We start from the raw sequence: 23,631 nt of genomic DNA on the forward strand, positions 1-23,631 counted from the left end.
TGGCGTCGCGGCGCTTCGGTAGCCGCGCAGAGTCGTCGGACACTGCGTCGTCGTGCACTCCGCTGAAGAACCCTCAGCTCCCCCGCTTGATCCATTCGTCGAGGCTCGGCTTCTCCGCCTCGATCGACGTCGCCTCGCCGTGGCCGGTGAGGACGATCGTCGGATCGGGCAGAGCGAAGAGCCGATCCCTGATCGACTCGATGATCGTCTCGAAGCTCGAATGCGACCGTCCCGTCGCTCCGGGACCGCCGTTGAAGAGCGTGTCCCCGGAGAAGAGCACCGGTCCGACCGCGGACCCCGCCCCCGCCGAGGCGGGAACCGGCAGCCCGGTCTCGATGAAGAAGCTCGTCGACCCGGGGGAGTGGCCTGGCGTGTGCAGCGCCCTGATCGTCACCCCGCCGACCCGCCACGTGTCGCCATCGGCGATCTGCCCCTCGGGACGGTAGCCCTCGTAGGTCATGTCCCAGAGCACGTAGTCATCCGGGTTGAGGTAGATCGTCGGATTGCCCACCCGGCTCGCGAAGTCCCGGACGACGCCGACATGGTCGTCATGACCGTGCGTGAGGAGGATGGCCTTGACCTCTCTCGGCCCGACCGCCTCGGCGATGGCATCGACATCATGGGCGGGGTCGATGACGATGACCTCCGACTGATCCCCGACGATCCAGACGTTGTTGTCGACATCCCAGGTCCCGCCGTCGAGCGAGAACGTCCCGGACGTCACGACATGCTCGATCCCAGCCATCAGACTTCCACCACCGATCGCAGCACGGTTCCCTCTTCCATCTTCGCGAACGCCGCCTCGACGTCGCCGATGCCGATCCGCTCGGTGACGAACTTCTCGAGCGGCAGGCGCTTCTGCTCGTAGAGGTCGACGAGCATCGGGAAGTCGCGTTCGGGCAGGCAGTCGCCGTACCACGAGGACTTGAGGCTGCCGCCGCGACCGAACACGTCGAGCAGCGGCACGGTGAGCTCCATCTCCGGGGTCGGCACGCCGACGAGGACGACGGTGCCGGCGAGATCGCGCCCGTAGAACGCCTGCCGCCACGTCTGCGGCCGGCCGACCGCATCGATGACGACGTCGGCGCCGAAGCCGTTCGTCCGCTCCTGGATCGCGGCGACGACCTCGTCCTCGCTCATGCCCTTCGTGTTCACCGTCTCCGTGGCGCCGAGCTCCCTCGCCCACTCGAGCTTCCGGTCGTCGATGTCGAGGGCGATGATCGTGCCCGCTCCGGCGAGGTAGGACCCGGCGATCGCCGCGCAGCCGACTCCGCCGCAGCCGATGACCGCGACCGACTTGCCGCGGGTGACCCCACCGGTGTTGATCGCCGCGCCGATGCCGGCCATGACTCCGCAGCCGAGCAGACCGACGACCGCCGGATCCGACTCATCGACCTTCGTGCACTGGCCGGCGGCGACGAGCGTCTTCTCCGCGAACGACCCGATCCCCAGGGCCGGGGTGAGTTCGGTGCCGTCGGTGAGCGTCATCTTCTGCTCGGCGTTGTGCGTGTTGAAGCAGTACCACGGCTCCCCGCGCTTGCACGCGCGACACTCGCCGCACACGGCACGCCAGTTGAGGATGACGAAATCGCCGACCTCGACGTTCGTCACGCCCTCGCCGATCTCCGAGACGACCCCAGCCGACTCGTGCCCGAGGAGGAACGGGAAGTCATCGCTGATCCCGCCCTCGCGGTAGTGCAGATCCGTGTGGCAGACTCCGCACGACTGGACGTCGACGACGACCTCACCGGGGCCGGGGTCGGGGATGACGATGTCGGTGAGCTCGACCGGTGCGCCCTTGCTGCGTGCGATGACGCCCTTGACAGTCTGTGGCATTGCGCCTCCTAGGGGTGATCGGTGCGCGACCGCGACGGCTGCGCGCCGATGGGGGTTCGTACGCTGTCCACCCTATCGACGCCACCCGACCGGCGACCACCGCGTCCGCATCGTGTGACGTCAGCGCGACCTCCGTGGGATCAGGAGGGGCAGGACCCTCTCGCCGAGGCGGGGTGACGTGAGCGCGCATGCGCAGCGGGGCGCCTCCCGAAGGTGGGAGACGCCCCGCTGTCGCTGATCAGGTGTTGCGTGGGTCGGTGATCAGTCGACGTCGGTGTCCGGGTGCTTGCGCAGGTGCACGATCGCTGCGGCGAGCCCGCCCCAGACCGTGACCATCGCGATGATCATCATGATGATGGCTGACGGTTCCATCAGTTCCCTCCTCGTGTGGTCTCATCGGCGGCATGCCGCCCGGTGTGGTGGCCCTTCTGCTCCTCGGCGACGGAATCGGCGATCGCCGCGTCCGCCTCCTCGATCGTCTTCCTCGGCCACCTGATGAGCGAGAGGACGACCGCGATGACGATGAGGAGTGCGATCATGCCCCAGCCGAAGACGCCGATGATGAGCGCCGGGTATTCGCCGTAGCCCTCGGTGGCGTAGGTGATGATCTGGGTGATGAGCATGTACGCGAGCACCAGAGCGGTGACGCCGCCGAGGATGATCATCCAGAACCAGCCCACCTTGAAGCTCGAGATCGCGTTGAGGTGATCGCGCAGCACGGGCAGCTTGCGGGCGAACCAGCCGACGACGATGAGGCCGACGACGGCCGCGCCGACGATGCCGATGTTGTTGGCGAAGGCATCCATCGTGTCGAGCACGTAGAGGGCGGTGACCGTCGACATGAGCAGGATCGAGATGATCGCCATGGCACCGCCGACGAGGAGGATCGAGGCCTTGTTGCCGATCCCGAACTTCTCGCGCAGCGCCTGGATCGGCACCTGGACGATCGAGATGAGCGAGGTGAGACCGGCGAAGACGAGGCATGCGAAGAACGCGAAGCCGAAGAGTCCGCCGCCGGGCATCTCGGAGATCAGCGTCGGGAAGGCGACGAACGCCAGTCCGATGCCGCTGGTCGCGACGTCCGAGACCTGCGAGCCCGACGCTGCGGCCATGAAGCCGAGCGCGGCGAAGACGCCGATGCCGGCGAGGATCTCGAAGCCCGAGTTCGAGAATGCGACGACGAGGCCGGAGCCGGTGAGGTTCGTCTTCTTCTTCAGGTACGACGCGTACGTGATCATGATGCCGAACGCGATCGACAGCGAGAAGAAGATCTGCCCGTAGGCCGCGATCCACACCGCGGGATTCGTCAGTGCGGAGAAGTCCGGGGTGAACAGCGCATTGAGGCCCTCGGCCGCACCGGGCAGGAACAGTGCGCGGATGACGAGCGCGAGGAAGAGGATGATGAGCAGCGGGATGAAGATCTTCGAGAAGCGGGCGATGCCTGCCTGCACGCCGCCGAGGAGGACACCGAGGGTGATCACCCAGACGACGATGACGAGGATGAGGATCATCGGCACGAACTCGAACGAGACGCCCGGATCGCCCATCTGGAGGAAGCTGCCGAAGAAGTAGGTCTCCGCGTCATCGCCCCACGCCTGGTTGAGCGAGAAGAACATGTACGCCCCGGCCCAGCCGATGATCGCGGCATAGTAGATGCCGATGACGACGGCCACGCCGGTCTGGAACCAGCCGATCGGCTCCGCGACCTTCGTCGCCATGCGGAACGCCAGCGGCGCCGAGCCGCGGGAGCGGTGGCCCATCGCGTAGTCGAAGAAGAGCAGCGGGATGCCCGCCGTCAGCAGTGCGACGAGGTAGGGGATGATGAAGGCGCCGCCGCCGTTCTCATACGTGACATACGGGAAGCGCCAGATGTTGCCGAGGCCGACTGCCGAACCGATGGCTGCGAAGATGAACGCGCCGCGGGTGGCGAAGACCTCCCTCTGGGGTGTGGTGGTAGACATGATGACCTTTCGTAGTTCACCGCCAGGAGGCGACGATGCCTCCTGCTTGCGGATGATCGACTTCCATTTTACTGGGAGTTGCTTGTGAGTGGTGGCGCTCATCACGTGTCGCGGGTCACAATTCGGCACCGAATGGTCTCGGTTCGGGAGTGATCCATCCCCGGTAGACTTGGGCGGGTGACTATCGCCTTGTATAACCTCGCCACCCGCACGACCGAAGATCTCCGGCCCGTCATCGACGGCCACGTCGGGATCTACACGTGTGGCGCCACGGTGCAGGGCGAACCCCACATCGGGCATCTGCGGTCCGCGTCGGTCTTCGACGTGCTCCGCCGCTGGCTGCTCTACCGCGGCTACGACGTCACCCTCATCCGCAACGTCACGGACATCGACGACAAGATCCTCTCGAAGTCCGTCGAAGAGGGACGGCCCTGGTTCGCCCACGCCTACCTCTACGAGCGCGCCTTCACCGCCGCCTACGACGCCCTCGACGTCCTCCCGCCGAGCTACGAGCCCCGGGCCACCGGCCACATCACGGAGATGCACGAGCTCATCAGCCGCCTCATCGAGGCCGGTCACGCCTACCCCGCGCTCGACGGCAGCGGGGACGTCTACTTCTCGACGACCTCGTGGCCCGACTACGGGGAGCTGACGAACCAGCGGCTGGCGGACATGGAGCCGGCCGAGGACTCGGACATGCGCGGGAAGAAGGATCCCCGGGACTTCGCGCTGTGGAAGGCGCACAAGCCCGGCGAACCGGAGACCGCCTCATGGCCGTCCCCGTGGGGACGCGGCCGCCCGGGCTGGCACATCGAATGCTCGGCGATGTCGACGAAGTACCTCGGGTCGCACTTCGACATCCACGGCGGCGGCCTCGACCTGCGCTTCCCGCACCACGAGAACGAGCTCGCCCAGTCCCGTGCCGCCGGTGACGAGTTCGCCAACATCTGGATGCACTCGGGCCTGCTCAACGTCGGCGGGGACAAGATGTCGAAGTCGCTCGGCAACTCCGTCTTCGCCTCCGACCTCTTCGCCCGCTTCAGCCCGCTTGCGGTGCGCTACTTCCTCACGAGCGCGAGCTACCGCTCCGTGCTCGAGTACTCGCCCGAGGCGATGGAGCGCCAGACCGCGTCGCTCGAGCGGCTCTCGAACTTCCTCGACCGGGCCCGGCAGGCGCTCGGGGACGAGGCACCGCCGCTGCCGAACGTCGCAGCGGCCTACGCCGACCGCATCATCGACGTCCCCGTCGAGTTCGCCGCCGCCCTCGACGACGACCTCGGCGTGCCCCGCGCGCTGTCCGTCGTCTTCGCCCGCGTCACCGAGGGCGCGAAGCTCCTCGACGCCGGTTCCGACAAGCCGGAGCTGGCCCGGATCGTCGCCGAGGTGGAGCTCATGCTCGACATCCTCGGCGTCAACCCCAGCGCCGAGGTGTGGGGCAGTGCCGACGGCAGCGCACCGGCGGCAGCCGCCCTCGATGCGCTCGTCGGCGACCTCGCGAGCAAGCGGATCGCGGCGAAGGCGGAGAAGGACTATGCGCAGGCCGATGCGATCCGCGATCAGCTCGCCGCCGCCGGTGTCGCGATCGAGGACACGACCGACGGCTACCGTTACCATCTCAAGAACAGCTGAGACCGCGGACGCGCCCGGGCAGACCCGGGCACCGCACCCAGCACCGACGAACCAAGAGGACTGACATGGCTTCCAACCCACGCTCCGGCGGGTCGAAGAAGAAGGGCCCGCCCAAGGGATCCGGCGGCAAGCACCGCCGCAGCCTGCAGGGCAAGGGGCCCACGCCCAAGGCCGAGGACCGCGTCTACCACAAGGCGCACAAGGCCGCGCAGGCGAAGCGGGCCGCCAACGCCTCGGCGCAGGCGAAGCGGAAGAAGAAGGAGCTCGGGCCGAACATGGTCGCCGGGCGCAACTCCGTCGTCGAAGCACTGCGTGAGGAGGTGCCGGCGACCGCGCTCTACGTGGCCAGCCGCATCGACTCCGACGACCGGGTCAAAGAGGCGATCAAGCTCGCCTCGGCCCGCGGCATCTCGATGCTCGAGGCCAGCCGGTCCGACCTCGACCGGCTCACCGACGACGCGATCCATCAGGGCATCGCCCTGCAGATCCCGCCGTACGACTACGCCGATCCCCGGGACCTCCTCGAGTTCGCCGCCGACCGGGGCGAGGCTCCGCTCATCGTCGCTCTCGACGGCATCACGGATCCGCGCAACCTCGGCGCGATCGTCCGCTCCGTCGCGGCCTTCGGCGGGCACGGGGTCATCATCCCCGAACGCCGCGCGGCATCGATGACGGCGGCGGCCTGGAAGACCTCGGCCGGGGCCGCCTCGCGGATCAAGGTCGCGCAGGTCGTCAACCTCGCCCGCGCGATCGACGAGCTGAAGAAGCAGGGCGTCTTCGTCGTCGGCCTCGACATGGACGGCGACGTCGACCTGCCCGAGCTCACCTTCAGCAGCGACCCGCTGTGCATCGTCGTCGGCTCCGAGGGCAAGGGCCTCTCCCGCCTCATCGCCGACAAGTGCGACCAGATCGTCTCGATCCCGATCGCCGCGACGACCGAGTCGCTCAACGCCGGCATCGCCGCAGCCGTGAGTCTCTACGAGGTCGCCCGCGCCCGTCGGGGGTGAGCGTTTTCAGCCGCCGCCCGGGCGCTGCCGGCCCTCTGGGCGCCGATCAGATGCGCCCTTCGGGTTGCTGCCGCAAGGGTGAGAGTGTCCCTCAGGCGTCGAGGCTCGTGCGGTAGTCCTGTTCGCTCATCGCGCCGACGCGGGAGTGGCGGCGGCTGTAGCCGAAGTAGATGAGCGCCCCGACGAGCATCCAGATGCCGAAGACCGCCCAGGTCACGCCGCCGAGGTTGAGCATGAGGAACGCACAGGCGAGTGCGCCGAGCACGGGGATCGTGTACCCCAGCGGCGCCTTGAAGGTCCGCTCGAGCTGCGGCTTCGTCACGCGCAGGTAGATGACGGCGACGTTGACGAGGCAGAACGCGAAGAGCGTGCCGATACTCGTCGCGTTCGCGAGCTCTCCGAGCGGGATGAGCGCTGCGGTGATCGCGACGAGGGTGCCGGTGACGAGCGTGCCGACGAGCGGGGTGCCGGTGCGCGGGGAGACGACGCCGAAGAGGCGCGGAACCATGCCGTCGCGCGACATCGTCAGCAGGATGCGCGACTGTCCGTAGAGGACGGTGATGACGACGGAGAAGATCGCGAGCACCGAGGAGGCGGCGAAGAGGAAGACCGCGAAGTTCGACTGGGTGATCTCATGGACGATCTGGACGAGCGGAGCCGTCGAGGTCTCGAACCACTCCCACTCCCTGGCGCCGATCGCGGTGACGGCGACGAGCACGTACATCGTCGTGACGATGACCATCGAGAGGATGATCGCCCGCGGCAGATCCCGCTTCGGGTTCTTCGCCTCCTCACCGGCGGTCGAGGCGGCGTCGAAGCCGATGTAGGAGAAGAAGACGACCGAGGCCGCCGCCGTGACTCCGGCCGCGCCCATCGGCAGCAGCGGTTCGAAGTTCCCGGCCTGGAACGCGGTGAACGCGACGATCGAGAAGAAGACGAGGATGCCGATCTTGACGAACACGATGATCGTGTTGACGATGCCGGACTCCTTCGCCCCGCGCATGAGCAGGATCGTGGCCAGAGCGACGACGATGAGGGCGGAGAGGTTGATGACCCCGCCGGGCTGTTCGGGACCCGAGGCGAGGGCCGGGGGCAGCTCGAGTCCGAAGATCCGCAGCGTCTCATTGACGTAGTCGGCCGCACCGACGGCGACCGCGGCGACGGACACGGCGTATTCGAGGACGAGGCACCATCCGCAGACCCAGGCCACGCCCTCACCGAGGGTCGCGTACGTGTAGGAGTAGCTCGACCCCGAGACGGGCACCATGCCCGCCATCTCCGCGTAGCTGACGGCCGAGAGCAGTGCCGTGATGCCTGCGAGGATGAACGCGATCCACACCCCGGGGCCGGCGATCGGCACGGCCTCGCCGAGGATGACGAGGATGCCGGTGCCGAGCGTCGCGCCGACGCTGATCATCGTCAGCTGGAAGACACCGAAGGTGCGCCGCAGCTCCTTCGAGTTCGCATCCTCGGTGTCCTTGATCATGCTCGTGATCGACTTGCGTCGTCCCAATTGGCGGACGATTCCTGTGCCCTGCCCCGACGGTGGGGCAGGCGTGTGCTGCGGAGAACTCATTGAGCCATTGTCACATGTCGTTCACAGGCCGCTGACACCGAGGTTTGACCGTGATCGGGGTGAACCGCCTCACACCTGGGACGACGCCCGCAGTGGCCGCGTGCGATGAGGTTCAGATCACACTCGCCGAGGCGGTCGGACCGATCCGGTCAGGCAGGGACGGTTGCTCATGCCGGGGCAGGTGCGGACGGTCAGTGTCGGAGGGTTGGGGGCTCACACGTCAGGGGTGAACCGACCGTCGTGGGCCATCCAGCCGCCGTCGACGAGCTGCGAGGTGCCGGTGACGTACGAGGACGCGTCGGAGGCGAGGAAGAGAACCGGTCCGGCGATCTCGTGGAGGCGGCCCCACCGGCCCAGCGCCGTCTTGTCCGCGTAGGCCTCCCACCACGTCTCGTCGGCCTTGATCTGCTGCGTCAGCGGAGTGTCGAAGGGGCCCGGCAGGATCGCGTTGACCCGCACGCCAGCGGGGCCGAGCTCGCTCGCGAGCGTCTTCGTCAGCTGGACGACCCCGGCCTTCGCCGCCGCGTAGAGGCCCTGGCCCGGTTCGACGGTGAGCGCCCTGAATGACGCGTAGGTGACGATCGACCCGCGTCCGCGCTGCGCCATCTGCGCGCCGAACCCGCGCATCAGCCGGTACGTGCCCTTGAGGTTGATGTCGATGACCCGATCGAACTCGTCGTCGGTCGTCGCCGTCAGGCGTTTGCGGACGTTCGCCCCGGGGGTGATGACGAGGACCTCGGCAGCGGGGTGGGCGGCGACGAGAGCGTCGACGGAGACCGGATCGGTGATGTCGACGACGGCGGCCTCGGCGCTGCCCCGATCCTCCCCGCGCGCGCCGTCTGAACGGGCATCGCCGGCCCCGCCGGACTCGCCCGGCGTGTCAGCCGCGTGCGCGCCGAGCCCGTGGCGCCCGCCGCCCGCACCGGCCCCGCCGGCCGCACCGTTGTGTCGACCCGTGCCGTCGTGTCGACCCGCACCGTCGTGTCGGCCCGTGCCGGTGCGCTCGGTGATGAGGCGGACTGTCTCGGCGGCGCCGTCGGCATTGAGGTCGGCGGCGATGACGTGGGCGCCGGCATCGGCGAGGCCGAGTGCGCTCGCCTGCCCGAGTCCGGATCCGGCGCCGACGACGACGGCGGTGCGGCCGCTGAGGTCGAACAGCGAGGGGATCGACGGGTTGGCTGCGTTCGTCGGCATCGCTGCCGCGCTCGCGTTCGTCGGCATGGTGGGATCCGGGGTCATCGGAGGTCCTTTCCGTCCGGCATCGTCGCCGGTCAGGGTGCGGTGGTGCGCACCCGCGAGGTGCCTGCCCGCGGGTGCCGTTGCGCTCACCCTAGTTCACCTCACCGAGGTTCGCCCTGCCGTCCGCGTCGCTGCCGCCGCGTCCGCGGGGCACCTCACCGCGGCGGGGGCTGGACGTACCGGGATTCGTCGGGCAGCTTCGCGAGATCGTCCATGATGAAGTACGCGATCGCCTCCCGCAGCGGGATGTCGCGCTGCCGGGCGTGGGCCATGACTCGCCGGTGCTCGGCGAACTCGTAGAAGATCTGCCCCGCTTCGAGCTTGTTCATCAGGCTCTCCGGGATCGCTCCGAACAGCGGCTTGTAGACCTCGTCGAGCCAGATCCGCGCGGCCTCCTCCTCGCTCAGCTCCGCATGGTGCTCACCCGAGCCGTGCGCACCCCCGGTGAACCCGGGAGCCGTCTGGTAGGAGTCGAGGTCGTTGAGCATCGCCCGCGCCTGGTTCTCGTTCGCCCCGATCCCCGTCAGCCGCAGCAGGCGCCGGGAATGGTGGTTGGGTTCGACGACCTTCGGTTCGACGAGGAGGCTGACCCCGTCGAGGTCCGTCGTGACCGTGAGCTCGCCGAGGTCGAAGCCGAGGTCGTTGAGCCGGCGGATCCGCTCGTCGATGCGCCACCGTTCGTTGACGGAGAACTCCTCGACCCGGGTGAGCTCGGCCCACAGGCCGTTGTACGCCTCATAGAGGCGGTCGCCGGCGGCGAGCGGATCGACCGAGGCCTCGATGAGCCCGGCGGCCTGGAGGTCGAGGAAGTCCCCGGCGATGTTCGTCCGCGCGATCCGCAGATCCATCTCCCGCTGCCCGTCGGAGAGGCGGTCGTGGAGCTCCCCGGTCTCGGCATCGACGACGTACGCCGCGTAGGCGTCGGCGTCCCGGCGGAAGAGCGTGTTCGACAGGGAGACATCGCCCCAGTAGAACCCGACGAGGTGGAGCCGGGCGAGCAGCACGGCGAGGGCGTCGACGAGGCGACCGGCCGTGTCCTCGGCCAGGGACCGGGAGAACAGCGCCCGGTACGGCAGGGAGAAGTCGAGGTGCGAGGTGACGAGCGCCCCGGGCAGCGGTTCGCCGTCGGGGGTGCGACGGCCGGTGATGTAGGCCCGCGGTTCGACGCTGGGCACGTCGAGGTTCTCGAGCACGCCGAGGATGTCGAACTCCCGCAGCGCCTGCCGGTCCTCGGTCTCCTTGATCGCGAGCACTTCGGCGCCGTTCTCGATGAACCGGACGATGTGCCGGGAGATGCCGCGGGGGATCCCGCCGATGATGTCGGCCGGCCAGTCCTCGAGCGGGAGCTCCCAGGGCAGGTCTGCGAGCGCCGCCTGGTCGGCGGGGTCGATGGTGTGGATGAGCGGGCCGGTCTCGGTCGGGGGAGTGGCCGGTGCCTGCGGGGAGCCGGCCACGGCTCAGACCTCCGGATCGGCGGCCGAAGCGACGAGCGCCTCGGCGACTTCCGGCTTCTCCACGCCGATGAGCCGACCGCGGTCGAGAAAGGCGATGCGGTCGCCGAGGACCTTCGCGTCCTCGAGGTTCGACGTCGCGTAGAGCGTCGTCAGCCCGAAGTCCTGCTGGAGGTCCTTGATGAGGCGGATCGTGTCGGCCTGGTGCTCGGGCACGAGGTTGACGACGGGTTCGTCCATGATGAGGACCTTCGGCTGGCGCACGACCGCGCGGGCCAGGGCGATCGTCTGCCGCTGGAGCGGGGAGAGATCACCGGGAACGGCGTCGAGGAGGTCGCTCAGCCCGATCGTCGCGGCCACGGATTCGACGCGGGCGGCGATCTCCTCGGCGGGCAGACCGTCGACGCGGAGGGCGAACCCGAGGTTGTCGCGCACGCTCATGTGCGGGTAGAGGGCGTAGGACTCGAGCGCCAGCGTGACATCGCGGTCGTTGACCGCCGCGTGCGTGACGTCGACGCCGTCGATGAGGATCGTGCCCGACTTCGGTGCCTCGAGTCCGTGGAGCATCCGCAGGATCGTCGACTTGCCCGACCCGGACGGGCCGTAGAGGACGAGGAACTCGCCGTCGTCGATGAAGAGATTGAACGGATGGACCGAGGGCGACACGGTGTTCTCATACACGTGGCTGAGACCGTTCAACGACACTGTTGACATGCCAACTCCTTCTCCATCGATCGTGAGCAGATGATCGCCGGTTCCCCGGCGGAGTTGCCCAACACCCACCATCCTATGCGGTGCGCGCAGGGGGGAGATAGGAAATTCGACACGGCGTAGAGTGATTCTCAGCACTGTGACAGGCCCCGCCCGTCCGCCTGAGGGCGGGCTGAACGCAACCAGGTGCCTTGTCGGGAATCAGGCGGATCGGCGTGCGCTCCGGGAAGGCCCCGCGCCGAGGTGGGGCCCGGGTGCCCACGACTGTGTCCCCGGGTGCGGGGCGCAGTTCTCTGCACGGTTCCGGGCACGACGCCGGTGACGGTCGGCGGGGCGGCCCGGGCGCAGTTCCCGGTGGGCCGGCCACTGACCGTACACTCGCGGTATGAGGGTCACGCTGGAGGAGGTCGCCGCCCGGGCGGGAGTGTCGCTGGCGACGGTCTCGCGGGTCATCGGGCGCCGCGGCACCGTCGCAGCGACGACGCGCACCGCCGTCCTCGAGGCGATGGACGCCCTCGGCTACACCCGCTCGACGCTGCTGCCCGATGCGCCGCGGCGGCTCGTGGCCGTCGGCGCCCCCGGCAACCCCGAGTACTGGCAGACGCAGGTGTGCACCCGGGTCGCCACCGCCCTGCAGGACCGCGGCCTGCTCATCACCCGCCCGCCGGTGGAGACGGAGTCGGCCCCGCTCGACCTCGCGATCGCGGCCGGCGCCGTCGCCCTCGTCACCCCGACGCTGACCTCCCTGGAGACGACGATCCCCTGCATCCGCGTCGACGAGCAGTCGGCCGGCGGCGGGGAGAACGCCAGCGGCGACATCATCGCCGCCCGCCTCGACCTCGGCGGGGGAATGACGACGGCGTTCGAGCATCTGCGGGCGATCGGCCACCGCCGCATCGGACTGATCTGCAACGACACCGGCGAGCTCGCCGCGCAGCTGATCAAGCGGTTCCTCGCCGAACACCCCGCACGCTCCTTCGGTCTGCCGCTCGAGGACTGGATCGCCCCGGTGCCGAAGTCGTTCTCCGGCGGGTCGCGGGCGGTCCTCGAACTCAAGGACGCGACGTGCACGGCCGTCATCGTCCAATCGGCCCTCCAACTCCACGGGGCGCTCCACGGGCTGCGCAACCGGCACCTCCAGGTCCCGCGCGACATGTCCCTCGTCGGCTTCGGGGACTCCCCGACGATGAAGTTCACCGGCCCGCCGGCGACCGTGCTCGGCATCGACGTCGACGGTCTCTCCACCGCCCTCATCGACGCCACCCTGAGCACGCTCAAGCTCACCGATGCGCCGCTGCCGTCGGTGCCGCCCGTCTTCCGTCCCCGGCTCCTGGCCAGGGGCTCGACCGCGGCGGCCCGGCAGTGAGCGCCGGTCAGTCCCGGCAGGTCCGCCTCGCCGACATCGCCGACCTCGCCGGAGTCTCGAAGGCCACGGTCTCCCGGGCCCTGCGCGACCCGCAGGCCGTCTCCGGGCCCTCCCTGGCCGCGGTCCGGCAGGCGCTCGCGGTCCTCGGCGTCGAGGTCCCGGCGGCGGAGTCCGCTGCGGTGCCCCTCATCGCGCTCGTTCGCCCCGCCGCCCCGGTCGGCAACGTCGACCCGTACACGCATCTCTTCGAGATCCTCACCAACCGGATGTTCGCCCAGGGCATCGCCGTCGTCCACGTCGAAGCCGAGGCCGACCGCCTCGACCAGCTCACCGAGTCCCTCCTCGGACCGCCCGGCGACGACGCCGGGCCAGCGGCCGCTGGGGCGTCCGCGCTCGGTTCCACGCGGACGGCGGGCCCGCAGATCGCGGGGGCGATCGTCCTCGGCGGGGGTGCGGCCGGGGCGCTCGCTGCCCGGCTCTCCGGGCGGGGACTGCCGCTCATCCGCGTCTCGAACGCCCGGCACGGCGACGGTCTCTCAAGGATCATCCTCGACGCTACCGACGGCATCGCCACCGCCGTCCAGCATCTCGTCCACCTCGGGCATCGGCGGATCGGGCTCGCGGTGCTCCGGGACACGGCGGCGGCCGCGCGCATCGCGGGATTCCGGAAGTCGATGGCCGCGGTCCTTCACATCCCGGCGACCCGCGATCAGGCCCCCGTCGTCGAAGCCGCAGGCGGGCCGATGGCCGGAGTCGCCGCCGCCGAGGAGCTCCTCGACATCGGCTGCACCGCCGTCATCGCGTGTGCCCCGTCCCTGTCGTTCGGCATCCTCGAGGCGGCTGCGCGCGCTCGACTCGATGTGCCCCGGGACCTCTCACTGCTCACGGTCGGCGACATGCCCGACGCCGATGTCATCGCCCCGCCCCTGTCCCAGGTCAGCTACGACTGGGAGACGGTCGCGGCATCCGCTCTCGACGAGGTGCTCGCGATGATCGCGAACCCCGGCAATGCGGCGCGGGTCGACTACTCCGTCACTCCTGATCTCGTCCTGCGGGCGAGTGCGGTTCCCCCGCAGCGGCGGTGACCCCGCGCCGCTGCTCGGCGAGCCGGGTGAGCAGCGCGGCGACGGCGTCGGGATCGGCGACGCGGAACTCGGCCTGCGTCGGCGCCTCCCCGACCTTGATGCCCACCCCGGTGAGCTCGTCGTCCATGTCGGCCAGTTCCGCGAAGGCGTCCTCGTCGGTGATGTCATCGCCGAGGTAGAGCGCGGCGGTCGGGTCGACGGCGCCGACGAGGGCGCGGATGCCGGTGCCCTTCGTCGCCTGACTCACGGCGAGTTCGGTGATGTCGTGGCCTTCGATGACGCGGATGCCCCCGTGCTCGGACTGGACGGCGACGACGTGGGTGCGCAGCTCCTTCGCCAGTCCCGGCGCCATGCCCCGGGTGTGGACGGTCCGCGAGTACGGCTTGTACTCGATGCGCAGGTCGAAGCCGTCGCGGTCGCTGACCCGGGCGAGCTCGGTGAGGTGGTCATCGATCGCGGCGAGCAGAGCGGTCTCGTCGTTCGTCAGGGCGCTCGCCTCCGCGGCCCGCTGCTCGGCTGCCGCCTCGTCATCGCTGTCCCCGGCGTTGTCGATGCTCACCTCGGCGCCGGGAGCCTCCGTCGGAGTCGCGCCTGCATCGTCACTGCCGTCGCCGAGGTCGATCTCCGCCCCGTGGGAGCCGACGATCATCGTCTCCGGCGGGGGAGAGGCGAGCCGGCGCAGCGTCTCGACGTCACGACCGGAGACGAGGGCGAGCTGGGTGCGCGGCAGCCCGGCGAGCTCGGCGATCGCCTCCGCCGAGGCGGGCACCACCCGGCTGCGGGACGGATCGTCCTGCAGGGGGGCGAGCACCCCGTCGAAGTCGAGGGCGACGAGGAGGACGTCCGCCTCGGCGAGGGGGCGCAGATCGATCTCGCCGGGATCGACGAGCGGGGGCACGAGTGGATCGGAAACGGCAGGCGGCATCGAGGTCGAGTCCGAGGTCACGGGGTCTCCTAAGTCGCGGAACGGGATTCAGGGGCGGGCGGCGGCTGCTCGGCGCTCGACGCCGGTGCGGCCGGTCGGGTCGGCGATGCCGACGACGTCGATGCCGTGGCCGACGACGTCGTCGGGGCCGACGCGGGGGCCGCTGCCACCGGGGTCACGGGCACCGCCTCGGGGGCTGGCGGCTGGGCGGCAGGACGCCCCGCGGTCGCCGGACGGTCCGGGACGACGGCCTCGGGGTTGGCGCGGATGGCTTCGAGCTCGCCGAGGAAGCGCTTCGACCAGGCGGTCACGGTGTCGGTCTTGACCTTCTTGCGCATCTGCCGCATCCGCCGGGCCCGGGCCTTCGGGTCCATGGTGACGGCCTCCATGATGCCGGCCTTGAGGTTGCCGATGTCATGCGGGTTGACGAGGACGGCGCCGGCGAGCTGTTCGGCGGCACCGGCGAACTCCGAGAGGACGAGCGCGCCGTCGTCGTCGAGGCGGCACGCGACGTACTCCTTGGCCACGAGGTTCATGCCGTCGCGCAGGGCGGTGACGAGCATGACGTCGGCGGCGATGAAGAACGCCGTCATCTCATCGCGCGGATAGGAGTGGTGGAGGTAGTGGACGGCGATCGTGCCGATGTCGGCCTGTTCGCCGTTGATCCGGCCGACGGCGAGTTCGACGTCATGGCGGATGAGCTTGTACTGCTCGAGGCGCTCCCGCGACGGGGTGGCGATCTGGATGAGGACGACGTCCTCGACGTTGAGCCGGCCTTCGGCGAGCAGCTCCCCGTACGCCTTGAGGCGGTGCCGGATGCCCTTCGTGTAGTCCATCCGGTCGACGCCGAGCATGATGACCTTCGGGTTGCCGACCTCCTCGCGGATCTGGGCGGCGCGCTCGATGATCGCCGGATCCCGCGCGAGCTCCTCGAGGTAGGGGGTGTCGATCGAGATGGGGAACGCCTCGGCGCGGACGAGATGCGCGGGCAGTTCGTCACCGGCGGGGACGGTGACCGTCGACCCCTTCGTCTGGAAGCCGAGGCGACCGCGCACCGCGCGCCGGAAGTTCGCCGCATCCGCGGGCCGCTGGAAGCCGATGAGGTCGGCGCCGAGGAGGCCGCGGAGGATCTCGTCGCGCCACGGCAGCTGCGCGAAGAGCTCGAACGGCGGGAACGGGATGTGGTTGAAGAAGCCGATCTCGAGGTCCGGGCGCATCCGGCGCACGAGCTGCGGGACGAGCTGGAGCTGGTAGTCGTGGACCCACACGGTCGCGGACTTCGCCGCCACCTCGGCGACCTTGGCCGCGAAGCGCTCATTGACCCGCACATACGCATCCCACCATGTCCGGTGGTACTCCGGCGGGGCGATGACGTCGTGGTAGAGGGGCCACAGGGTGGCGTTGGAAAACCCTTCGTAGTACCTGAGGACATCCTCATTTGTCAGCGTCACGGGGATGAGGTGCATGCCGTCGATGTCGAAGGGCTCGAACTCGACGTCGGGCACACCGGTCCAGCCGATCCACGCCCCCTCCTGCGCCTTCATCACCGGGGCCACCGCGGTGACCAAACCTCCTGGTGAAGTGCGCCATTCCCGGTCCGGGTCGCTGGCGTCGCGGTCGACGGGAAGCCTGTTGGCCACGACGACGAAATCGCTGTCGCCGTACGTGTCCGCAGTCGCGTTCTCAGTGGCGTCGACGGTGCTCATCTGCGCCTCCTCATGTGTCGTTGCTTGGAACGAACTCTACTCGCTCGACTACCCTTGTGACCGTGATGGTTCAGGATCTGGGAGGCTACCGCCTCATCGAGGAGCTCGGCTCGGGCGGCATGGGCGTCGTCTACCTCGGTGTCGACGGCGGCAACAATCCTGTGGCCGTCAAAGTCCTCCACCCGCACATCGCCAGTGACGAGACCGCGCGCAAACGGCTGGCCCGGGAGGTGCGCACGCTGCGGCGGATCCGCCACCCCCGCATCGCCGAGGTGCTCGACGCCGAACTCGACTCCGCGCAGCCGTTCATCATCACCGAATTCGTCGACGGTCAGACCCTGTCCGACGATGTCCGGGAGAACGGTCCCTTCGCCGAGGACGAGCTCGTCCACTTCGGCCATGCCCTGCTCGACGCCCTCGGCGCCGTCCACGACTCCGGTGTCATCCACCGCGACCTCAAACCCGCGAACGTCATGATCATGGACGGCGAGCCGATGGTCATCGACTTCGGCATCGCCCAGGTCGCGGACGAGGTGCGGGTGACGGCCACCGGGCTCGTCATGGGCACCCCCGGCTACCTGTCCCCGGAGATCGCCGACGGCAAGGCCTCGAGCGAGAAGACCGACTGGTGGGGGTGGGCTGCGACGATGGCGTTCGCGGCGACCGGGCGCAACCCGTACGGTGCCGGCCCCCTCGAGGCGGTGCTCGGTCGCGTCGCGATGGGCAAGTTCGATCTCGACGACACCCCCCGCAACTTCATCCCCCTGCTCAAGGCGTGCCTCGATCCGAAGCCGGAGCGGCGCCCGAGCGGTCAGATGATCCTCGACGCGCTCGTCGACATCGAGTCGGGCCGGCCCCCGCAGCTCGGTTCGGGATCCGGTCAGGGCTCCGTGCAGCGCACCGCCGTCATGCCGGCCGTCGAGGACACCGCTGAGGGACGCGGGTCGCTGCGCGGCGGGTACCCCGGCGGGGCTGCGGCTGCTGGCGGTGCGGCGGCTGTCGGTGGGGCTGCGCTCGGGGCGGCTGCCGGCGGGATGGGCTCCGGTGGTGCCGGCAATCCGCCGACGCGGATCGCCGACCCCGCCGCCTTCGCCCAGGGCGCCGGTCAGGGTGGCCAGCCGTTTGCGGGACAGGGACGCGCCCCCGGTCAAGGGCAGCTCAATCACGGACAGTTCAGTCAGGGGCAGTTCAACCAGGGGCAGCCCGGTCAAGGACTGCTCAGGCAGGGCCAGCCCAACCAGGGCCAGCCCAACCAGGGCCAGGTCAACCCAGGGCATCCCGGTCAGATGCCGGGGCAGATGCGCGGACCGCTGTCCTCCCCGCAGGGACAGCCGCAGATGCGACAGCCTCTCGGACAGCACCCCGGTCAAGGTGGGGCGATGCGCCAGGCGACCGCCGGGCCGATCCACAATCCCAACGGGGCGATCCAGGTCGGCCCCGGATCGCAGATGGCCCGCGCCGACATCGGCAGTCGACAGGGACCGGGCACTGGTCACGGCGGCCCCGGCCCTGCGGGTGGACCCTCCGGCGACTGGTCCGGCGGTCCGGACGATCCGCCGTGGGCGCCGATGACGTATCGGTCGGTGCGCACGGGCGGCTGGGTCGTCTTCGCTCTCGTCGTCTTCGCTGTTGCCATCACCCCGCTCAGCCCGCTCGTCATCACGGCCTTCGCCTTCGCGTGGTCGGTGCTCGCCCGCACCGCGACGCGGCTGGACCACAAGGTCCAGAAGTACCGGTACGAACGCGGCGAGGACGGCGGGGGCACGCTGCGGTCGGTCGCCTCGGCGCCGGGAGCCCTTCTCGCCTCCGTGCTCACCTCCGTCGCGACGTTCCTGCTGCCGGCGGTCGCCGGCATCGCCATGCTCGTCCTCACCCGCCTCGACGTCGCCGGCATCGTCCCCGGCGAGCTGTCCGAGCAGTGGTCGGTGTGGGCGGCGGCCGCGGCCGGAGCGCTCGTGCTGTGGATCGGGCCGGGCGCGGCGAGCCTGCGCTACGGGTCGCGCCTCCTCGTCAGCGGGGCCACCCGCAGCGGTCTCGGTCGACTCATCGCCCTCGGGGTCATCGCTGTGCTCATCGTGCTCGCGATCATGGTCATCACCTCGGGGGCGGCGATCAACTGGTGGCCGCTGCCGGAAAGCCCCTTCACCTACCTGCCCGGCCCTGTGTGAGCGTGGGATGACCGGGGTGCACGCATCGCGGACGCGACGACGCTCCCGCGCGATGCCCGCCGGCCCGGTTGCCAGCGTGCCCTGTCATGGGGGCTTGCCGCCTCGGCGGATGAAGTGGTTGAACCTTGAATTTCACTGGGAGCCGCGCCACAGACGGTTTCGGTACAGTGGGGGCGTCGAGGGAATGGACCGCTCGACGGGTCCTGCAGTCGGCGCGCTCCGACAGGGACCGGCCCCAGTCGGACGATCGACAACGTGAGGAACCATGGCGAAAGACAACTCCGCTGAGCAGAGGCGGAACAAGGCACGCGAGAACGCCCGCCAGATCGCAGCAGCTCAGGCGAAGAAGGAGAAGACCGCCAAGACGATCCTCTACTCGGGGATCGGCGTGGTCGTCGTCGCCGTGGCGGTCATCGTCACGCTGCTCATCGTGCAGCAGGCGCAGCCGGCCGTCTCCCCCGCGAACTACGTCGCCGGCGGCGTCAACGTCGCCAGGGACAACACCGTCGTCCAGCCGATGAACATGCCCGAGGGCGAGGAGTCGAGCCTGCCGACCGCCGCCGACTCCGGCGTCAAGGAGAACGCGGCCACCGTGACCGCGTACATCGACTTCCAGTGCCCGGCGTGCAAGGCGTTCGAGGACACGAACACCGAAATGCTCATGAACCTCGTCAACGAGGGCTCGATCGTGCTCGAGTACAAGCCGATCGCGATCCTCGACCGCTTCTCCAACGGCAACGAGTACTCGACCCGCTCGGCGAACATCGCCGCCTGCGTCGTGGACGCCCAGCCGGAGAAGACCGCGGACTTCTTCGCCGCGATGTTCGCCCAGCAGCCCCAGGAGGGCACGAGCGGCCGCACCGACGAAGAGCTCCTCCAGGTCGCCACCGATGCCGGCGTCGACACGAACGCTCCGCTCCAGGCCGACCCGGAGCAGACGATCGCGAGCTGCGTGACGGATCAGACCTTCGCGAAGTACGTCGCCAACACCACGCAGGAGACCCTCGACTCGGGAGTCGACGCGACGCCGACCGTGCTCATCAACGGCCAGCCGACCCAGCAGACCGGTGACGCCCAGGCGCTCGCCGTCGAGATCCTCCAGGCCACCGGCGAAGTCCAGAACTGACCCGGTCGTCTGAGGGGGCTGCACCTCCGCGGAGTCTCGGCCTCCGGAACGACCCAGACCGCACGGCCGGTCGCACCCGGGCACTCGCCCCGGTGCGGCCGGCCGTTCGTCTGCGGTCTTGCCGGCGCGGAGACCGGTTTCTCCTGGGAGGCTCAGCGGCGTGTGGTCACCCGTTTGTGGTCAGAGAAGCGAGCGTGAGACGGCGAATCGGCAGAATCTGCTCGGTGTTTCGACCACAAACGGGCCCGGTGGCCCGGCGGCTTTGTCGCCCATGGCCCGCATGCACTACTATCGTGGAGGCGCAGCCGCCTCCTTAGCTCAGTTGGTAGAGCACCGCTCTTGTAAAGCGAAGGTCGTCAGTTCGAGTCTGACAGGGGGCTCTCTCACCAGGCCGGATGATATTATATCCGGCCTGGTTCGCTTTTAAAGACACGTTTACGACACGCTTTCATCGTCAATTTCGGCGCTCGCCACGAATTCATCCATGACTGCGACGACTTCAGCCGGCCCGCGATTGTCGCGTTCAACGTAGTGCTTGCTCGTTACACCGATCTCCGAATGACCCAGCTGTGAACTCGCGTGCTGCAGGTCGGAAGTGCGGTACACGTTTGTCGCCACAGTGTCGCGTAACGAGTGCGGTGTCACCCACGATAGGTCCACGTCGATTGAGAGCTTCCGTACTTCACGGAACCGCGCACCGTAGTTACTCCGATCCAGCCGCGTGCCCACCGCGGTCGGAAAGATCGCGTCGTTTTCGGGTGTGCCATCGAGTTCATGCCAGTACCCAAGGAGGCTTGCCACAGTGAAGTGGGGGAGGAAGAGGACGCGCTCGGAGGTTTTGGACTTCGTGAGTGGTTGCCGAATGACTTGCCCACCCACGTCGGACACGATCGTTCCAGAGACGGTTACCGTGGGATTGTCGGCCGCGAAGTCTAGATCGGACCATCGCAGAGCCAGCATTTCGCCGATGCGCAGGCCGGTTCCGAGCATTAGGTCGATAGAGGCGCCGATACGGAGCTTTGGCCAGGGTCGAGTGTTCTTCCTCGGCTTCGACTCCCACATTGCGGCAGCCGTGCGTAGAGCGGACACCTCGCCAGCGGTGAGCGCTCGGGCTCCCTTGGATTAAACTTCAATTGTCCTGGTCGCAAGCACGGGGTTCACGTCGACTACATCGAGCCGTACCGCTTCGTTGAACCCTTGGCGCAAGACGTTGCGCAGCTGACGGGCGGTCTCGGGTGTGGACTTCTTCACTCCCTGCAGAACGGCCTCAATTCGGCCCGTCGAGCATTCTCCTATCCGGACACCCCCGAGGCGCTTCTTGGCCCGCTCAACGTTGTAGGAGTAGGTGCGGATCGACTCGGCGCGTTGAGGCTTCTGGGACTTCCACGACTCGAGCCAGTAATCGAGCATTTCGGCGACAGTTGACTCCCGGGTGAATTGCCCACCCATGGTTTTGTTGCGTTCTATGACGAGAAAGTCGAGCAGTGCGTCTCTGGCTTCGCCGGCCTTCGGACGGCGACGCGAGTAGGTTCGCGTGACGCCGTCCTGGCACCTGTAGCGGGCGCTGGCGCGATACACCCCAGGCGATTCTCGGGTGACTGCGACGTCTCCCCACGCTCCGATCGGCAATGGTGGTCTGCCCACGTTCTCTCAATCCTCGCTGTCAGTGTCCTGATTATCGTCGTCCCAGTCGTCCCTGAGCTGCGACCCTTCACCACGCTTGTCGGAGCGTTCTTTTTCCTCACGTCCGCGGTTCCTGCTCCGCCACGCCGCGGTCGACTCCGCCGGTGGCGGGTCTGTGTAGTACTCGGTTTCGGGGTGAGGGTGCTTCTTCAGGATCGGGCGCAGGGACTGCTGAAGGTTGAGTTGACTCCGGGGTTTATGCCGCCAGGGCGACGGCTTCGTGACAGTGGGTCCGTTGCCCCTGGCACGGTGCAGATTTTCGGACTCACCTCCGGGGCGTCACTGCGCGCCTACACGTCATGGCAGACCGCCGACCCTTGGCCCACCGTCCTCCCCGGAACTTCCTCCTGACACTCAGCCCCGTCGCTCACACCGAGCGGCGGGGCGTTTCGTCGTAGCTGAAGCTGGTTGAACCTACATAAACTTGTGCAATAATGACAACTCGTAGACGTTGCAGGGGGCCAGGTGGGGTACTGGAAGAGGCACCAGAAGCCTGAACTCGAAAGCGTTCTACAACAGTTCCATGAAGCTGGGTGGACGATTGAGGACCCGCCTAAGTACTACACGGTGAAGTGCCCCTGTGGGGACCATATGAGACAGATTCACCTCACCCCGAGCAACCGGAACTACTCAAACCAAGCACTGAGGTGGCTGAACCGCCAGGAGTGCATGCACCCCCAGGAGCAGAGATGAAACTCATCGGAATTGGCATGACGTTGCATGTCGATGGTGACGCCCGTGACTTTCTGCGCGAACAGTTCGACGCGGTGATGGAGGAGTTGCTGTTTCTCGAAGCTCGCGACAAGATCATCATGGACCCTGCCGTATCTGTCGACCTCGCCGCCGGCGACATGGAGATCGAAGTCGCGGTCGAGGCCGAGACAGCTGAAGAGGGTGAGCAGAAGGCCCGCCGTGAGATCGCGAAAGCCCTCGAAGAGGCAGGCAAGCAAGAGAATCGCTTGCCGTATGTCAACAGTGGGAACCGCAGCGAGCTTCTCGAGTTCGCCTGACACATAGACGAATCGGCCCCCCACCACGTGAAGCGGTGGGGGCCGATTCGTCACTCACGTTTGATCCCGTAGGGGTCGTCGCACTATCGCCCTCGGCGAACTATGGAGCGTCTCTCCGCTGGTGCACACGTTAGGTCGTCTCACGACTGGCGCATTGTGATCCCAGCCGGTATTGGTCGGCTCGCTCGTCATGTCGCACTCATCAGCTGCGGATGCGGGGCTCGGATTTCGACTTGCCTCTACCACTGAGGAGAAGTGCCGTCCAGATCACCGAGCCGAGGATGAACGGCGCGCTCACCAGCCAGCTCAGCAGCGTAAAGGCAGTGACTGTTATCCACCCGTCCTCAGCGGTGTTCGCCCACACCGTCATGGCAACGCTGCCCACTAGCATCAGGGTCGCTACGCTAAGCAATGACAAATATGCAATTTTCAGGATTTTTCTCTTCGGGATCACCAGGGGTTACCCTTTCCTTTGTAGTGCTTCTTACCGCCGATTCGCACAGCCTCGAAGTAAACCACTGCAACTGTCTTGCAAACGAATACTTCCTTTTTCCTCTTGTTGCATATGCTTTTCATATTCTCGCGGAATCTCGCGTCGCAGACGTTCCTGTTGGTCTTCGAGTTCTTCCCGTAGCACAGATCGTGCTTATCACAAGCTGGTTTGAATATTTTGTTCCATTTCTCCGCTGCCTTCTTCAATTGCTTCGGCGTCGAGCACCCGTTGGGCTTCGCGTATGGTTGCAGGACGATCGGACCGAGCGAGTCTGAACCATAGTAGTCCTCAATCAGAGCATCCTCGGAGATATCACCGTCGACGTCGACGCCCTCGTCCTTCAAGGTCTGCAATGCCGCACTCAGCTCCGATATGGCATCACGGTCGACAGTGTCAGGCTCGGCAGCACTGGCGGGAGCACCTGTGAGTGCTGCGGTGAGAACAACTGCGATCAACGAAGCGACTACTAGTCTAAGACGGTGAGGTCCAAATTTCATGGGGTCAACTTTCTGCACTTGACTCTAGATGCAAGAAGACTCTCGCAGAGATTCCAGGCGTGCACATCGCACAAAAGTATGAATTCCCTCTTCTCGAGTCCAAGGACGCCGTTATGCGCGCAACACTCGACGCCGGACCCCGACGTACGAAGCGGCCCCCAC

The 23,631-nt window shown here is 67.9% G+C and carries 21 protein-coding genes and 1 tRNA gene; 8 read left to right on the top strand and 14 right to left on the bottom strand.

The window, feature by feature from the left end:
• Positions 1 to 73: 73 nt before the first annotated feature.
• From ABD154_RS00555 to ABD154_RS00570, 4 genes are all read right to left on the bottom strand, one after another.
• Positions 74 to 745: an MBL fold metallo-hydrolase gene (locus ABD154_RS00555; RefSeq protein ID WP_198499606.1), complete on the bottom strand. Its 672-nt coding sequence runs from the start codon at positions 743 to 745 to the stop codon at positions 74 to 76.
• A complete protein-coding gene (locus ABD154_RS00560) occupies positions 745 to 1,836 on the bottom strand; it encodes an S-(hydroxymethyl)mycothiol dehydrogenase (RefSeq protein ID WP_198499605.1) in 1,092 nt (363 codons plus the stop codon). The genes ABD154_RS00555 and ABD154_RS00560 overlap by 1 nt, the downstream gene beginning before the upstream one ends.
• Before the next feature lie 261 nt (positions 1,837 to 2,097).
• Positions 2,098 to 2,208, bottom strand: a complete 111-nt coding sequence (locus ABD154_RS00565; protein ID WP_198499604.1) for a methionine/alanine import family NSS transporter small subunit — start codon at positions 2,206 to 2,208, stop codon at positions 2,098 to 2,100.
• Complete coding sequence (locus tag ABD154_RS00570; RefSeq protein ID WP_344249349.1) at positions 2,208 to 3,797, bottom strand: sodium-dependent transporter; 1,590 nt, start codon at positions 3,795 to 3,797, stop codon at positions 2,208 to 2,210. The genes ABD154_RS00565 and ABD154_RS00570 overlap by 1 nt, the downstream gene beginning before the upstream one ends.
• Positions 3,798 to 3,974: 177 nt before the next feature.
• On the opposite strand from ABD154_RS00570, the gene cysS reads away from it, so the two are divergent.
• Positions 3,975 to 5,426 carry a cysteine--tRNA ligase gene (cysS, locus tag ABD154_RS00575; protein ID WP_198499602.1) on the top strand — a complete coding sequence of 484 codons (1,452 nt, stop codon included), beginning with the start codon at positions 3,975 to 3,977 and terminating at the stop codon, positions 5,424 to 5,426.
• Between the two features lie 65 nt (positions 5,427 to 5,491).
• Positions 5,492 to 6,433: a 23S rRNA (guanosine(2251)-2'-O)-methyltransferase RlmB gene (gene rlmB, locus ABD154_RS00580; RefSeq protein WP_198499601.1), complete on the top strand. Its 942-nt coding sequence runs from the start codon at positions 5,492 to 5,494 to the stop codon at positions 6,431 to 6,433.
• A 91-nt stretch (positions 6,434 to 6,524) separates the two neighbouring features.
• On the opposite strand, the gene ABD154_RS00585 is transcribed toward rlmB, so the two are convergent.
• From ABD154_RS00585 to ABD154_RS00600, 4 genes are all read right to left on the bottom strand, one after another.
• Positions 6,525 to 8,009 carry an amino acid permease gene (locus tag ABD154_RS00585; RefSeq protein ID WP_198499600.1) on the bottom strand — a complete coding sequence of 495 codons (1,485 nt, stop codon included), beginning with the start codon at positions 8,007 to 8,009 and terminating at the stop codon, positions 6,525 to 6,527.
• Between the two features lie 213 nt (positions 8,010 to 8,222).
• Positions 8,223 to 9,248, bottom strand: coding sequence for an SDR family NAD(P)-dependent oxidoreductase (locus ABD154_RS00590; protein ID WP_232623691.1), 1,026 nt, complete (start codon positions 9,246 to 9,248; stop codon positions 8,223 to 8,225).
• A gap of 155 nt (positions 9,249 to 9,403) precedes the next feature.
• Positions 9,404 to 10,702, bottom strand: coding sequence for a DUF4032 domain-containing protein (locus tag ABD154_RS00595; protein WP_232623690.1), 1,299 nt, complete (start codon positions 10,700 to 10,702; stop codon positions 9,404 to 9,406).
• Between the two features lie 3 nt (positions 10,703 to 10,705).
• Positions 10,706 to 11,413: an ABC transporter ATP-binding protein gene (locus tag ABD154_RS00600; protein ID WP_232623689.1), complete on the bottom strand. Its 708-nt coding sequence runs from the start codon at positions 11,411 to 11,413 to the stop codon at positions 10,706 to 10,708.
• A 382-nt stretch (positions 11,414 to 11,795) separates the two neighbouring features.
• On the opposite strand from ABD154_RS00600, the gene ABD154_RS00605 reads away from it, so the two are divergent.
• Positions 11,796 to 12,776 (top strand): LacI family DNA-binding transcriptional regulator, encoded by a 981-nt coding sequence (locus tag ABD154_RS00605; protein ID WP_198499599.1) that lies wholly within the window; start codon positions 11,796 to 11,798, stop codon positions 12,774 to 12,776.
• Entirely contained in the window at positions 12,773 to 13,861 is a 1,089-nt protein-coding gene (locus tag ABD154_RS00610; protein WP_198499598.1) for a LacI family DNA-binding transcriptional regulator, read from the top strand. The genes ABD154_RS00605 and ABD154_RS00610 overlap by 4 nt, the downstream gene beginning before the upstream one ends.
• On the opposite strand, the gene ABD154_RS00615 is transcribed toward ABD154_RS00610, so the two are convergent.
• Both ABD154_RS00615 and ABD154_RS00620 read right to left on the bottom strand, forming a co-directional pair.
• Positions 13,809 to 14,807 carry a trehalose-phosphatase gene (locus ABD154_RS00615; RefSeq protein WP_198499597.1) on the bottom strand — a complete coding sequence of 333 codons (999 nt, stop codon included), beginning with the start codon at positions 14,805 to 14,807 and terminating at the stop codon, positions 13,809 to 13,811. The genes ABD154_RS00610 and ABD154_RS00615 overlap by 53 nt on opposite strands.
• Before the next feature lie 8 nt (positions 14,808 to 14,815).
• On the bottom strand, positions 14,816 to 16,492 hold the full coding sequence (locus ABD154_RS00620) for an alpha,alpha-trehalose-phosphate synthase (UDP-forming) (RefSeq protein ID WP_198499596.1): 1,677 nt from the start codon (positions 16,490 to 16,492) through the stop codon (positions 14,816 to 14,818).
• A 65-nt stretch (positions 16,493 to 16,557) separates the two neighbouring features.
• On the opposite strand from ABD154_RS00620, the gene ABD154_RS00625 reads away from it, so the two are divergent.
• The 3 genes from ABD154_RS00625 (at position 16,558) to ABD154_RS00635 (ending at position 20,166) form a co-directional block, all read left to right on the top strand.
• Positions 16,558 to 18,660, top strand: coding sequence for a serine/threonine-protein kinase (locus ABD154_RS00625; protein ID WP_198500776.1), 2,103 nt, complete (start codon positions 16,558 to 16,560; stop codon positions 18,658 to 18,660).
• Between the two features lie 265 nt (positions 18,661 to 18,925).
• The gene (locus tag ABD154_RS00630; RefSeq protein ID WP_198499595.1) at positions 18,926 to 19,786 is read left to right on the top strand and encodes a DsbA family protein; all 861 of its coding nucleotides are present in this window, start codon (positions 18,926 to 18,928) and stop codon (positions 19,784 to 19,786) included.
• 307 nt (positions 19,787 to 20,093) lie between these two features.
• Positions 20,094 to 20,166: transfer RNA gene (locus ABD154_RS00635), tRNA-Thr, on the top strand.
• Between the two features lie 55 nt (positions 20,167 to 20,221).
• Here ABD154_RS00635 and ABD154_RS00640 read toward each other — a convergent pair.
• Together ABD154_RS00640 and ABD154_RS00645 are read right to left on the bottom strand one after the other, a co-directional pair.
• Positions 20,222 to 20,848 (bottom strand): tyrosine-type recombinase/integrase, encoded by a 627-nt coding sequence (locus tag ABD154_RS00640; protein WP_198499594.1) that lies wholly within the window; start codon positions 20,846 to 20,848, stop codon positions 20,222 to 20,224.
• Positions 20,849 to 20,908: 60 nt separating this feature from the next.
• Positions 20,909 to 21,364, bottom strand: a complete 456-nt coding sequence (locus ABD154_RS00645) for a hypothetical protein (RefSeq protein ID WP_198499593.1) — start codon at positions 21,362 to 21,364, stop codon at positions 20,909 to 20,911.
• 794 nt (positions 21,365 to 22,158) lie between these two features.
• Between ABD154_RS00645 and ABD154_RS00650 the strand changes: the two genes are divergently transcribed.
• Positions 22,159 to 22,479 (top strand): hypothetical protein, encoded by a 321-nt coding sequence (locus ABD154_RS00650; protein WP_198499592.1) that lies wholly within the window; start codon positions 22,159 to 22,161, stop codon positions 22,477 to 22,479.
• A gap of 202 nt (positions 22,480 to 22,681) precedes the next feature.
• Here ABD154_RS00650 and ABD154_RS00655 read toward each other — a convergent pair whose 3' ends face one another.
• Together ABD154_RS00655 and ABD154_RS00660 are read right to left on the bottom strand one after the other, a co-directional pair.
• A complete protein-coding gene (locus ABD154_RS00655; protein ID WP_198499591.1) occupies positions 22,682 to 22,933 on the bottom strand; it encodes a hypothetical protein in 252 nt (83 codons plus the stop codon).
• Positions 22,930 to 23,469: a phospholipase A2 gene (locus ABD154_RS00660; RefSeq protein ID WP_344249360.1), complete on the bottom strand. Its 540-nt coding sequence runs from the start codon at positions 23,467 to 23,469 to the stop codon at positions 22,930 to 22,932. Before ABD154_RS00660 ends, ABD154_RS00655 begins: the two co-directional genes overlap by 4 nt.
• Positions 23,470 to 23,631 lie beyond the last annotated feature (162 nt).

Source organism: Brevibacterium sanguinis, from assembly GCF_039528855.1.
In the GTDB taxonomy this organism is placed as follows: Bacteria; Actinomycetota; Actinomycetes; order Actinomycetales; family Brevibacteriaceae; genus Brevibacterium; species Brevibacterium sanguinis.